The 13,866-nt window shown below is 62.9% G+C and carries 10 protein-coding genes; 7 read left to right on the top strand and 3 right to left on the bottom strand.

Annotated features, from left to right (window positions below):
* Positions 1-74: 74 nt before the first annotated feature.
* Positions 75-932: an SMP-30/gluconolactonase/LRE family protein gene (locus ACZ2HM_RS10890; protein ID WP_470425214.1), complete on the bottom strand. Its 858-nt coding sequence runs from the start codon at positions 930-932 to the stop codon at positions 75-77.
* Positions 932-2,077 (bottom strand): aldose epimerase family protein, encoded by a 1,146-nt coding sequence (locus ACZ2HM_RS10895; RefSeq protein WP_470425215.1) that lies wholly within the window; start codon positions 2,075-2,077, stop codon positions 932-934. Before ACZ2HM_RS10895 ends, ACZ2HM_RS10890 begins: the two co-directional genes overlap by 1 nt.
* A 123-nt stretch (positions 2,078-2,200) precedes the next feature.
* Between ACZ2HM_RS10895 and ACZ2HM_RS10900 the strand changes: the two genes are divergently transcribed.
* Positions 2,201-3,511 (top strand): sugar MFS transporter, encoded by a 1,311-nt coding sequence (locus ACZ2HM_RS10900; protein WP_470425216.1) that lies wholly within the window; start codon positions 2,201-2,203, stop codon positions 3,509-3,511.
* A 153-nt stretch (positions 3,512-3,664) separates the two neighbouring features.
* On the opposite strand, the gene ACZ2HM_RS10905 is transcribed toward ACZ2HM_RS10900, so the two are convergent.
* The gene (locus tag ACZ2HM_RS10905; protein ID WP_470425217.1) at positions 3,665-4,429 is read right to left on the bottom strand and encodes a FadR/GntR family transcriptional regulator; all 765 of its coding nucleotides are present in this window, start codon (positions 4,427-4,429) and stop codon (positions 3,665-3,667) included.
* Positions 4,430-4,621: 192 nt separating this feature from the next.
* Between ACZ2HM_RS10905 and araD1 the strand changes: the two genes are divergently transcribed.
* The 6 genes from araD1 to ACZ2HM_RS10935 all read left to right on the top strand — a co-directional run bounded on the left by araD1 (position 4,622) and on the right by ACZ2HM_RS10935 (position 13,756).
* Complete coding sequence (gene araD1, locus ACZ2HM_RS10910) at positions 4,622-5,614, top strand: AraD1 family protein (protein WP_470425218.1); 993 nt, start codon at positions 4,622-4,624, stop codon at positions 5,612-5,614.
* Positions 5,615-5,618: 4 nt separating this feature from the next.
* A complete protein-coding gene (locus ACZ2HM_RS10915) occupies positions 5,619-6,545 on the top strand; it encodes a Gfo/Idh/MocA family protein (protein WP_470425219.1) in 927 nt (308 codons plus the stop codon).
* Between the two features lie 22 nt (positions 6,546-6,567).
* Entirely contained in the window at positions 6,568-8,133 is a 1,566-nt protein-coding gene (locus ACZ2HM_RS10920) for an alpha-N-arabinofuranosidase (protein WP_470425220.1), read from the top strand.
* Positions 8,134-8,223: 90 nt separating this feature from the next.
* Positions 8,224-9,264, top strand: coding sequence for an arabinan endo-1,5-alpha-L-arabinosidase (locus ACZ2HM_RS10925; protein WP_470425221.1), 1,041 nt, complete (start codon positions 8,224-8,226; stop codon positions 9,262-9,264).
* A 12-nt stretch (positions 9,265-9,276) separates the two neighbouring features.
* Positions 9,277-10,704 carry a family 43 glycosylhydrolase gene (locus ACZ2HM_RS10930; RefSeq protein ID WP_470425222.1) on the top strand — a complete coding sequence of 476 codons (1,428 nt, stop codon included), beginning with the start codon at positions 9,277-9,279 and terminating at the stop codon, positions 10,702-10,704.
* Between the two features lie 247 nt (positions 10,705-10,951).
* Complete coding sequence (locus tag ACZ2HM_RS10935; RefSeq protein ID WP_470425223.1) at positions 10,952-13,756, top strand: TonB-dependent receptor; 2,805 nt, start codon at positions 10,952-10,954, stop codon at positions 13,754-13,756.
* The last annotated feature ends 110 nt before the right edge of the window (positions 13,757-13,866 follow it).

Here is a 13,866-nt window from a genome sequence, read left to right on the forward strand (position 1 = left end):
CGGGTCTTCGACAAGCTCAGCCCCTACTCAGGGCGAACGGAGTGATGCGACTTAAAATCATCATGCTCTAGGCGTCAGCCTGCATATTGGTGGGTCGGCAGGCCGCGCACGCCGCAATCGACTTCGAAGAAGCCGCCGTCGTGCGGCGTGGCATTGTCCAGCCCGATGGTCGCCGAACTGACGAACATGCGGTCGAGATCGGCCCCGCCAAAGCAGATATTGGTCACCTGCCGCGCGGGCAGCGCGATTGATCGGTCCAGCACGCCGTCGGGGGTGAAACGGCTCACCCGCCCGCCACCCCAATGGGCAACCCAGATATGGCCGTCGGCATCTACGGTCATGCCGTCGGGATAGCCATATTCCTCGGCAAAACGGATAAAGGGCTGGCGATCGGTCGCGCCCTCCGCCGTTCGGGCGAAGCGATACATTTGCCGCTTGGCGGTGTCGCTATGATAGAGCCAGCGGCCGCAGGGCGAGAAGGCGGGACCATTGGGGACGCGATAGTCGGCGTCGATCACGCTCCAGCTGCGGTCGGGTGCGAGCCGGTAGAGCGAACCGCGATCATGCTCCTCGACCATGTCCATCGTGCCGCACCAGATATGCCCCTGCGCATCCGCCTTGCCATCGTTCATGCGATTGCCAGGAAAATGCGGTTCGGGGTCGCCGAAGGGCGTGATCGTCAGCGGATCGAGGCGGATGTCGGCAAAGCCGCTCTGGAAGCCGCCGACAAAGCCGCCCCTTTCGCGTTCCACCACCCAGCCGAGCGGTTCGGGCATGGCCCAGCGCTCGACCGTGCCGTCCGCAAGGGACAGCCGGTTGAGCGCCGGGGCCAATATGTCGACCCAATAGACCGCATTATCGCGCGCCGACCAGAGCGTGCCTTCGCCCAGCGTGTCGGCAACGTCGCGTTCGATCAGACGCCAGGCCGTCATCAGCGCTTGACCGACAGCCGATAGACCATCGCATGACGATAGGGCTTGCCGGGATCGACCTGCGCCGACAGGAAAGCGGGCTTGTTGGGCGCATCGGGGAATTTTTGCGGCTCCAGCGCGATGCCATCGCCCATGCGGTAGAGATGACCGCCCTTGCCGACCAATGTGCCGTCGAGGAAATTGCCGGCATAGAATTGCACGCCGGGTTCGGTGGTCAGCACTTCGAGCACCCGACCCGACACCGGATCTTCCAGCCGCGCGGCCAGTTCGGGTGCCTTGGTCGCGCCCTTGTCGAGCGCCCAATTATGGTCATAGCCGCGGCCATAGACGATTTGCTGGTCACGCCCGTCGCGAATACCATCGGCGACGCGGCGGGGCGCGCGGAAATCGAACACGCCGCCGTCCACCGGCTTCAATTCGCCGGTCGGGATCAGCTTTTCATCCACCGGCGTATAGGCCTTGGCCGGAATCGTCAGCATATGGCCGAGCGCGCCATCGGGCGATCCTTCACCGGCGAGGTTGAAGATCGCGTGGTTGGTCATGTTGACGATGGTGGGCTTGTCGGTCTTGGCGGCGAAGACGATGCCCAGATTGCCCGCTTCGTCGAGCGTGTAAGTGACGGTCGTGTCGAGCTTGCCGGGATAGCCCGAATCGCCATCGGCGCTGACGAGGGACAGGACCACGGTGGCGGTCGGGCCGCTCTTTACCGACACGACCTTCCAGGGCAGCTTGTCGAAGCCCTTGTCGCCGCCGTGCAGCGAATTGGTCTTGTCGTTGAGCGGGAGTTGATAGCTGGTGTCGCCCAGCTTGAAGGTGCCGCCCGCGATGCGATTGGCATAGCGGCCCACGGTCACACCGAAATAATTGGGATGGTCGACATAGCCCTTGAGGTCATCATAGCCGAGCAGCACGTCGGCGATCTTGCCATCCTTGTCCGGCCCCGACAGCGACTGGAGCGTCGCGCCATAGGTCAGGATCTTGGCCGATACGCCCGCACCGTTGGTCAGCGTGATCGTTTCCACCGCCGTACCGTCCGCCAGCGTGCCTGCGGGCGCGCGGCTGGCGTCGGCGGCCAGCGCCGCCGTGCTTGTCAGCGCCATGGCCAATGCGTATGACAGCGCTGTTTTGATGATGACCTTTTGCATGGACTTCCTCCCGATACCGACCGCCCATTGACGCGCGGTTTCGGGGAATATACTCCGACAAAATAAGCGGGCGCAACCCCTATCCGGGTCGCCCGTCCCCGGAAATGCAGTGGAGAAGGATGGATGGCAGGACCCGTAACATCAGGCGCGGGCGTCACCGCGACGCATAATCCCGCAACGCGCTATGGCCCGGCGCTGGGCCTGCTCGCCAGCCTCTTCTTCATGTGGGGCTTCATTACTGTCATCAACAACACGCTGCTGCCGCATCTGCGCAGCGTGTTTGATTTGAGCTACACCCAGACGACGTTGATCGAATCGGTGTGGTTCATCGCCTATTTCGTCGCGTCGATCCCGTCGGCCAAGCTGATCGAGCGGGTCGGTTATCAGAAATCGCTGGTGGTGGGTCTGCTCGTCATGGCGGCCGGTGCGCTGGGCATGACGCTGGCGGCATCGATCCCCTCCTACGGCGTCACGCTGCTGATGCTGTTCGTGATCGCGAGCGGCATCACCCTGCTGCAGGTTGCAGCCAACCCCTATGTCGCAGTCGTCGGCAAGCCCGAAACCGCCTCCTCGCGCCTTAATCTGGTGCAGGCGATGAACTCGGCGGGCACGATGCTCGCGCCGCTGTTCGGGGCCTATCTGATCCTGGGCCGGTCCAAGGGTGGCACGGCCGAAACCGGCACGGTGCTGACGCAGGCCGAACGGCTGGCCGATGCGCAGTCGGTGATCCTGCCCTATATCATCGTCGCCGTCATATTGGTGGTGCTGGCGGTGATCATCGCCCGCTTCCCCCTGCCCGCCATGGGCAATGCGACGTCACGCCACAGCAAGGAAGAGCGCAAGAAACATTCGCTCTGGAACCACCGCAATCTGGTGTGGGGCGTGCCCGCGATCTTCATCTATCTGATCGCGGAAATCGGTGTCGCCAACCTGTTCATCAATTTCGTCAGCCAGCCTGATATCGCCAACCTGACCTATGAACAGGCCGGGCGCTATCTGACCTTCCTATGGGCGGGCATGATGATCGGCCGCTTCCTGGGCGCTGCGATCATGCAGAAATTCGATGCGGGCCATGTGCTGGCGGCCTTCTCGATCGGCGCGTTCATCGTCATGCTGATCACGGTGTTCACCACGGGGCCGGTCGCGATGTGGGCACTGATCCTGGTCGGCCTGTTTCATTCGATCATGTTCCCGACGATCTTCACGCTCGGCATCAAGGGCCTGGGGCCGTTGACCGAAGAAGGTTCGGGCCTGCTGATCATGGCGATCGCCGGTGGCGCGCTGGTGGTGGTGCAGGGCTGGCTGGCGGACGAATATGGCCTGCAATGGTCGTTCCTGCTGACCGCCGCGTGCGAGCTATATATCCTGTTCTACGCGCTGTGGGGGTCGAAGGTGACGAACGCCCTGCCCGATCAACAGGCCGTGGCGGAATAAGGCCAGGGTTGCACATGAGGCGCTGAAAAGGCCGGAGCGGGATGTCCGCTCCGGCCTTTTTCATGTGGTTCATGCTCCTGCGAAAGCAGGAGCCCAGGGCGGCAGGGCATGACGTTCGACACTGGGCTCCTGCTTTCGCAGGAGCACTTGATTTTAGCCGCCCATCGCGCTGGCGGTGTCTTCCAGTGCGAGGTCGACCAGCACCCCCATCGCCTCGGCCGCAGCCGCCGTGTCGCCGGCGGCGATCGCGTCATAGACGCGGACATGGTCGGGGATGGGGTTGCGCGGCAGGGCGCGGGCGCGTTGCTTATATTGCGTGGTCCAGTTGACCGCCGCGCCGATGCTGGCGGACAGCACCTGCAGCGCGTCGTTGCGGGTCGCGTTCAGGATGGCGTTATGGAAATCGCGGTCGGCCGCGCGGCCGAGTTCAGTGGCCAGCGTGTGGCGGCGCATCGCGGCAAGCGCGTCCTTCATGATCCGCAGATCTTCCTTGTCGCGCCGCTGTGCCGCGAGCCTGGCCGCCGCCGGTTCGACGATGGCGCGCAGTTCGAACAGGTCGCGCACGAACTGAATATCCGGTTCTCCGGCGAACGCCCAGGCGAGGACTTCGGGATCGAGCAGGTTCCAGCGGGTGCGCGGCAGGACGCGCGTTCCGGCCTTGGGGCGGCTTTCCACCAGCCCCTTGGCGGTCAGCACCTGGATCGCTTCGCGATAGGCGCTGCGCGAGACTTCCAGTTCCTCGGCAAAGGCGACTTCGCCCGACAGGACGTCACCGGGGGCATATTGGCCGGACAAGATGGCCGTGCCGAGTTTGTGCGCGATCGCGCCGTGCAACCGCCTGCCGGGGCCACGCGCAATCTTCGCCGATGCGCCCGTCTCCGCCTCATCCCCGTGCAAAGACGGATCTTCCTTCGCCATTCCTGCTCCTCTCGCCCCCCAACTATCAGGCACAACTCCGTCTATAATACAAGCATTGCCATTACCATCTTCCTGTAATATGTCGGAGTAATTCGGAGATTCACTGCCGCCCCGGCTTTGGTCGAGGTGGACGATGGCGTGTCTTCGGCAAGCGTTCAGCGCCGTCAGTGGCGCGCGGGAGGAGAGATTTTCATGACATTGCGCCTGTTGCAGCACCGTGCCCAAAGCGGCGAACGGGGCGTTATCGCCGCGCAAGGCGACAGCGCGGCCTTCGTGGTCGGCTTCACCTCGATCCGCGCTTTGGCGCTGCATGCCATCGCGCAGGGCATCAGCCTGACCGCCGCCGTGGCCGCCGCGCCCAAGGGCGACGCGGTGGACATCGCCGCCGAATTCGAAGCGGGCCGCCTGCTCGCGCCGATCGACCATGACGATGACGCGCATGTCCTGCTAACCGGCACCGGCCTGACCCATCTTGGTTCCGCCGAAGGGCGCGACAAGATGCACCGCGAGGCGGCGGCTGTCGAAAAGCAGACCGATTCGATGCGGATGTTCCTGGAAGGCCTGGAAGGCGGCAAGCCTGCCCCCGGCGAGACGGGACAGCAGCCCGAATGGTTCTACAAGGGCGACGGGTCGCAACTGGTCGGCCCGACCGATCCGCTGACCATGCCCGCCTTTGCCAAGGATGGCGGCGAGGAACCCGAATTGGCCGGCATCTACATCATCGGCGAGGATGGCACGCCCTATCGCCTCGGCCTCGCGCTCGCCAACGAGTTTTCCGACCATGTGACCGAGCGGCACAATTATCTGTGGCTGGCCCACTCCAAGCTGCGCCAGGCCGCGCTTGGCCCCGAACTGCTGGTCGGCGAACCGCCGGAGCATATCGAGGGTTCGAGCCGCATCCTGCGCGACGGCGCGACGATCTGGGAAAAGCCGTTCCTGTCGGGCGAAGGGAATATGTCGCACAGCTTCGCGAACCTGGAACATCATCATTTCAAATATGATCTGTTCCGTCGCGCGGGCGACGTCCATGTCCATTTCTTTGGCACCGCGACCCTGTCGTTCAGCGACGGCATCGCAGCCCAAGAAGGCGATGTGTTCGAAATCCTCGCCGCGCCCTTCACCCTGCCGGTGCGCAATGTGCTGACGCGCGCCGCGCCGCAGGAAGTGGCCGTCAAGGCGCTCTGAAGCGATGGACCCGATCCGTATCGCGATCATCGGCATCGGCAAGATCGCGCGTGACCAGCATGTCCCGGCGATCCGGGGCAATAGCGCGTTCAGCCTGGCCGCCACCGTCAGTCCGCATGATGCCGGGCTGACGGGGGTGCCGCATCTGGCCAGCCTCGACGCGCTGCTGGCCGAGGGTCCGGCGGTCGACGCGGTGGCGCTCTGCACCCCGCCGCAGGTTCGCTATGATCTGGCGGCGCAGGCCCTGGCCAAGGGCATCCACGTCTTTCTGGAAAAGCCCCCCGGCGCGACGCTGGCGGAGGTCGAGGCGCTGAAAGTGCAGGCGGACAAGGTCGATGCGACCCTGTTCGCCGCCTGGCACAGTCGGTTCGCGGCGGGGGTCGCCCCGGCCCGCGCCTGGCTGTCCGAGCGGAAAATCGAGAAAGTGTCGATCGTCTGGCGCGAGGATGTGCGCGTATGGCATCCGGGTCAGGCGTGGATCTGGCAGCCGGGCGGGCTTGGCGTGTTCGATCCGGGGATCAATGCGCTTTCGATCGTCACCCATATCCTGCCGCGCCCCTTCTTCCTGAAGGAAGCGACATTGGTGCTGCCGGAAAATCGCGCTGCGCCGATCGCGGCCGACCTGCATTTCCGCGATACCGGCGGCGCGCCGATCCACATGGACCTCGACTGGCGGCAGACCGGCCCGCAAAGCTGGGACATCATCATCGACACCGATGCGGGTACGCTGAAACTGGCGCATGGCGGCGCGGTGCTGACGCTGCCCAGCGGCACCGAACATGGCGAGGATGTCGAATATCCAGGGCTCTACAGCCGTTTTGCCACGCTGATCCGGGGTGGGCGCAGCGATGTCGATACCAGCCCATTGCGGCTGGTCGCCGACGCCTTCCTGCGCGGCCGCCGCGAACCGACCGACGCTTTTCACGACTGATTTCCACATGGGAGAGGACGACATGATAAAAACCCTGCGCCGTACCACCGCCGCACTGCTGCTTTGCGCCAGTGCCCTGACGACCAGTGCGCTGGCCGACACCAACGGCAAGCCGACCACCGCGACGATCAATGCCGCAACGCCCGGCCCGGTCTATGACAAGCGTATCTTCACCCAATTTGCCGAACATCTGGGCAATGGCATTTATGGCGGGCTGTGGGTCGGCAACGACAAGTCGATCCCCAACACCAACGGCTTTCGCAACGATGTGATCTCCGCGCTCAAGAACCTGTCGGTGCCCGTCGTGCGCTGGCCGGGCGGTTGCTTTGCCGATGAATATCATTGGCGGGAAGGCATTGGCGGGAAGGCCAAGCGCCCGGTCAAGATCAACACCCATTGGGGCGGCGTGACCGAACCCAATACGGTCGGCACCCATGAATTTTTCGAACTGATCCGCCAGATCGGCGCGGAGGCCTATGTCGCGGGCAATGTCGGCAATGGCAGCCCGCAGGAAATGGGCGAGTGGGTCGAATATATGACCTCGCCCGCCGGCACCTTGGCCGACGAGCGCGCCAAGAACGGGCATAAGGAACCCTGGGCGGTTCCCTATTTCGGCATCGGCAACGAGCTGTGGGGCTGTGGCGGCAATATGCGCGCCGAATATGCCGCCGACGTGACGCGCCGCTATGCCACCTTCATCAAGGCGCCTGCCGGCACCAAGATCCTCAAGATCGCGGCGGGTGCCAATGTCGATGATTATAACTGGACCGAGGTGATGATGCGGGAGGCGGGCGATCAGCTCGACGCCGTTTCGCTCCATTATTACACCCTGCCCCAGGGTGGCTGGCCACCCAAGGCGGACCCGGTGAATTTCGACGAGACTTTGTGGGCCGACACGCTGGCCAAGGCCGTCCATATGGATGAGCTGATCACCAAGCATACCGCCATCATGGACAAATATGATCCCAAGAAGCGCGTCTTCCTGGCGGTGGACGAATGGGGCACCTGGTATGCGCAAGACCCCGGCACGCATCCCGGCTTCCTGCGTCAGCAGAATACGCTGCGCGATGCGCTGGTCGCATCCATCCATCTCGACATCTTCGCCAAACATGCCGACCGGGTGAAGATGAGCGCCATCGCCCAGATGGTGAACGTGCTGCAGGCGATGATCCTGACCGACGGCAAGAAGATGGTGCTGACCCCCACCTATCATGTGTTCGAAATGTACAAGCCCTGGCAGGATGCGACGGTCCTGCCGATCAGCATCGACACGCCCTGGTATAATAAGGACCAGTTCGTGATGCCCGCGGTCAGCGGGTCTGCGGTGCGGGGCAAGGATGGCAAGGTCCATGTCGGCCTGTCCAACCTCGATCCCACCCAGCCCAACACGGTGACCGTCAAGCTCGACGGCCTGACCGCCGGAACGGTATCGGGCCGCGTCCTGACCGCTGGCGTGATGAACGCGCACAACACGTTCGACGCGCCCGAAACCGTCAAGCCCGCCGCCTTCACCGGCGCGCAGGTGAATGGCGGGACGCTGACCGTCACCTTGCCGCCGATGTCGGTGGTGGTGCTGGACCTGCAATAACTAAGCTGTTCCCCGGCGCAGGCCGGGGTCCAGATCAACCGTTGGAACTGGACCCCGGCCTGCGCCGGGGAACATTTCAGGAGAAGATGCATGGTTTTGCGACATATCGCGACACTGGCGAGCGCAACCCTGCTCAGCCTTGCCGGCCCGGCCGTCGCCCAGCCCGCCGCTACCTCGCCGAGCGCGCCTACGCTCAACAGCCGCCTGACCGGCGACCTCGCCCCTACCCATGATCCGGTGATCATCCGGCAGGGCGATGTCTATCATGTGTTCGGCACTGGCCATGGCCAGCGGCTGATCGAAACGCGCACTTCACCCGACCTTGTGCGCTGGACGGCCGGGCCGCCGGTGTTCACTGCACTGCCCGACTGGGCGAAGCAGGCGATCCCTGGCAGCGATGGCATGTGGGCGCCCGACATCAGCTTCGTGGATGGCCGCTACCGGCTCTATTACTCCGTCTCGACCTTTGGATCGAACCGCTCGGCGATCGGCCTGGCCACCAGTCCGACGCTCGACCCCAAGTCGCCCGATTTCAAATGGCGCGACGAAGGCATGGTCGTCATGTCCACCAAGGACGATGATTATAACGCCATCGATCCCAATTTCATCATCGACCGCGAAGGCCGCCACTGGCTCTCGCTCGGCAGCTTTTGGACCGGCCTCAAATTGTTCGAGCTGGACCCCAAGAGCGGCAAGCCCAAGGATGCGAAGGCCAAGCCCGTGTCGATCGCACGCCGCGCGGCCCCGGCTGGCGGTCCTGCTCCTGTCGAAGCGCCCTTCATCGTCGATCATGGCGGCTATTATTGGCTGATGGCGTCCTACGACTATTGCTGCAAGGGCGTGAACAGCACCTATTATACCGTGATAGGCCGGTCCAAGGACATCACCGGGCCGTATCTCGGCAAGGATGGCAGTGCGATGATGGAGGGTGGCGGCACCATCTTCCTGCGCGCGGATTTGCAGGAGCAGCAGCGTTTCCGCGGCCCAGGCCACGCCGGATGGCTGCACGATAAGGACGGCAAAGATTATGTCGTCTACCACGCCTATGACAAGCAGGCCGACGGTGCCCCCACCCTGCGCATCGCGCCGGTGCGCTGGGGCGCGGACGGCTGGCCCGTCGCAGATTATTGAGGAAACGACTCTATGAACCACATCAACCGCCGTCTCTTCCTGGCCGGTGCCGCGATACTGCCGGCCGCCTGCGGCAAGCTGGGTGCCATACCCGTTGCACCGACCGCTGACGGCCCCGTGCCGGTCAACCCGCTGATCAAGCAGCGCGCCGACGCGCAGATCTTCCGCCATGACGATGGCTATTATTATATGACCGGGTCGGTTCCCGAGTATGACCGGCTGGTGCTGCGTCGGTCGAAGACGATCGCGGGCCTGGCCACCGCGACCGAAGTGGTGCTGTGGCGGCATGAAAAGAGCGGCCCGATGTCGGGCTTCCTGTGGGCGCCCGAACTGCATATGGTGGACGGCAAGTGGATCGTCTATTTCGCCGCTGGTCCGAGCGGCGGCGGCGAGGATGTGTTCCGCATCCGCACCTATGCGGTGGTGTGCGACGGCCCCGACCCGATGACAGGCAAATGGAGCGTGCTGGGCGAATTGCAGACGCCCTGGGACAGTTTCAACCTCGATTCGACCATCTTCACGCATAAGGGCACGCGCTACATGGCGTGGGCGCAGCGCGAGCCGGGCATCGAAACGAACAGCAACCTGTACATCGCCAAGCTGGAATCGGCGCTCAAGCTGGGCAAGGCGACGCGGATCGCCGTGCCGACTCTGGATTGGGAAATCCGTGGCTACAAGGTCGCCGAAGCGCCTGCCATCCTGCATCGCAATGGTCGCCTGTTCATGACCTATTCGGCGAGCGCGACCGATGCGCGCTATTGCCTGGGGCTGTTGACGGCAGACGAGAATGCCGACCTGCTGGACGCCAAGAGCTGGGTCAAATCGCCGCAGCCGGTGTTCGTCACCAACGCGGCGACGAGCGTCTATGGGCCGGGCCACAACAGCTTCACCGTGGACGAGCAGGGCCGGGACATCCTGGTCTATCATGGGCGCGACTATGAGACGATCCAGGGCGATCCGCTGCTCAACCCCGACCGCCATACCCGCGTCCAGCGGCTCTATTATACCGCTGATGGCACGCCCGATTTCGGCGTGCCGGTGGGCAATGGCCCGCTGCCCGAACGCTTCATCGCGGCGGCCGACCCCAAGCGGCTGATGGCGCATGACGGCACCCGCCTGGTCGCGGGCAACCCGGCCCTGCCCCAGACGCAGTTCCGCCAGTCGCCCGGCCGTGCCGGGGCCAAGAGCATCATGCTGTCCCCCATATTGATGCCCGATCATTATCTGGTCGCGGCCAAGGATGGGTCGATCAGCCTGGAGAAGGACAGCAAGAGCGCCGATTTCGCGCTGCGCAGCCAGTTCGTGCGGTTCGAGGAGAAGGGCAGCGACGCGCTGCGCTTCGTCGCCATCTCCGCGCCGGGCCAGGCGATCGGCACCGTGGGCGATCAGCTGCGGCTGGTGCCAAGCCGTGACGCTACGGCCTATTGGCGCGCGGACTGACATTTTGTAATATGTCTGACAAATAGACGGTGCCAGGGGCCGGTTTCCAGCAGGAGACTGGCCCCTTCGCTTATTCGGGTATCCGATCGGCCCCCGATAGCTCGCGGCCTGTGGCAATAATGTAACTAGCGCCGGACATTCGTGTCGCGACGCCCTCATTTTCCGCTTGCGATTCATTTGTCGGAGCAATAATTAGTCCGAGTAATTCACGCATGGCCAAGGGCCAGCTCCAGGGAGGATATCTGACATGGCCCTCAAGCCGATCGTAATGGGTTCCGCATCGCTCTTCGCGCTGATGCTGGCGGGCGCTGCCCAGGCCCAAACCGCCCCCGCAACGCCGCAGGCTGCGCCCGAAGACGATGTCGCCGACATCGTCGTGACCGGCGTCCGCGCCTCGATCGTCGGCGCGCTCAACGTGCGCCGGGAATCGACCCAGATTGTCGATTCGATCGTGTCGGAAGATGTCGGCAAATTGCCCGACAATAATGTCATCGAAGCGCTGCAGCGCGTGACCGGCGTGCAGGTCACCAACCGCACCGGCGGCGAAGCGGCTGGCATTTCGATCCGTGGCCTGCCCGACGCATTGACCACGCTCAACGGCCGCAACATCTTCACTTCGACCGGTCAGTCCTTTTCGTTGCAGGATATTTCGGCCAACCTCGTCAACCGCGTCGATATCTACAAGACCCGCTCGGCGGACCAGATCGAAACCGGTCTGGCTGGTCAGGTCGACGTCCAGACGCGACGCCCGTTCGACTTTGACGGCTTCGCCATTTCGGGCCTCGCGCGCGGTATTTATAACGAGCAGGCCGACACCTATAATCCAAACGTCGCGCTGCTGGTCAGCGATCGCTGGGAAACCGGTATCGGCGACATCGGCATCTTGGTGAACGGCAGCTACACCCGCACCAAATTCCGCGACCAAACCGTCACGGCGGGCGCGCTTGTACCGTTTGCAACGGAAACGCCGGCGGCTGGTTCCGGCTTGGCTCCGCTACAGCGCATCTTCCCCGGCCCTGACAACGTCAACTGGACACCTGGCCTTGACCGTGGCTTGGCTACCGCATCAGGTTCTACGCTGAACATCAACGGTGTAGATACGCCTTATTATCTGTCGCGGGATGCGGCGTTCAGCTCTGATCTTTACGGCAAGCGCGAGCGTCCCTCTTTTAATGTCGCGCTGCAGTGGGCTCCCAATAGCAGTTCAGTATATACCGCCGAAGTATTCTACGCTGGCTTCCGTGGTGAGACCTTCAACAGCCTGCAGTTCAGCTTCGTTGACTGCTGCGGCAGCCCCGGCACGGTGGAATTGTATGACGGCACAAACATCGTCAAATCCCGTACTGGAGTTGGCAATGTGTTCGGCTTCAACAGTGGCGACTTCACCAAGAGCAAGACCGACAGCTTCGTATATGCCCTCAACGGCAAGTGGGATCTAGGTGATCGCGGTAAGATCATCGGCGACATCGCATATCAGACTAGCAAGGTAAAAACATCTTTCATCGCCATGCGTACGACCCGTTTGGCCAATTCGATTGACGTGGATTTTAACGCCGGTGGTGGCATTCCGTCCTATCATTTCGATGACGACAGCCTGCTGAACGATACAAGCAAATGGAATGTCGCGGAGTTCTATGACAACGCCAACCGCGACAAGGGCAGCGCCATCACCGGCACGCTCGATGGCTATTACACCTGGGACGAAGGCTTCATCCGCCAGATCAAGGGCGGTATCCGCATCGACCAGCGCCGGGCCTCCACCGCTCTGCGGACTCAGGACCGGGTTGGCCCGCTCACAGCTACTACGCTTGCGGGCCTGGGCGAAGATGCGGCTTTTACTAATAAGGACTTCTACCAGGGTCGCGCCGACGTGCCGACCAGCTGGACGCTGGCCAACGGCTATTGGCTGAACGCCAATGCCGATACGGTGCGCGGTCTTTATGGACTGCCCACATCCGACCAGTTGTCGTTGCAGAAGACCTTCGACATCGATGAAAGCACCATCGCCATGTATCTGCAGGCCGATGGCGAGATTTCGATCTTTGGCCGCCCGCTGAAATTGCAAGCTGGTGCGCGTTATGTGACCGTCGACACCGATTATAATTTCTTCGACCGCTATAATGCGGGAGCGCAGACCAGCGTCTCGTCCGGGTCGGATCGCTGGCTGCCGAGCTTCACTGCACGCTATGAGATTTTCGACAATCTGCGCCTGCGCTTCAACTATGGCGAAACCCTGCGTCGCCCCAATTTTGGTGACATCAACCCCAATTATAATTTGACTGGCGATCTGACAAACCTGGGTTACGGCAGCGGCACCGCAGGCACAGCCGACCTGGCCCCCACCCATTCGAAGAATTTCGACGTGGCGGTAGAATGGTATTTCGATCGCAACAGCGCAATCACCGCGACGGCCTTCCGCCGCGAAATCCAGGGTCTGGTGGTGCCGCTGACGATCCAGGAGTTCATTCCCAACAACGGCATCGAAGCGGGTGCGACCAACAACTTCGCCATCACCCGGCCGGTCAACGCATCGGACGGCGTGCTCAAGGGCGTGGAGCTGGGTCTGACCTACTTCCCTACCTATCTGCCCGGTCCGCTCAACGGTCTTGGCTTTGTGGGCAGCGTGACGATCCTCGACTCCAAGCAGAATATTCCGCTTTCGGACTCGGCGGGCAACATTACCGGTCAGGCGACATCGGCCTTCTTCGGCGTGTCGGACCTCAGCTACAATGCGACGCTCGCCTATGACAACGGCCCGATCGGCGCTCGCCTGTCCTATATCTGGCGCAAGGAGTTCCTGGCGAACAATGAAGCGCGCCTGTTCGCCAACCCGATCGGCGTATGGCGCAACCCGGAAAAGAGCCTGGATCTCCAGCTGACCTGGAACGTCAACGATCGCCTGGGCGTCACCTTCGACGCGGTGAACCTCACCAAGTCCAAGCAGCAAACCTATTATAAGTTCGAAGATGTCGGCGGGCCGGAACAGTTCAACCTCGGCACCACCCTGCTCTCGCGCACCTTCGCGCTGGGTGTCCGCTACACCTTCAAGTGAGTGCCCATGGAGCGCAGCGTCTCCTCGCTGCGCTCCATGATATGGCGGTCGTTCCGGGTTCCTCTCCAACCCCGGAACGACCGCCATTTTTGTTTGGAGCGAGGGTGGAG

Source organism: Sphingobium sp. KKT206 (assembly GCF_055640555.1).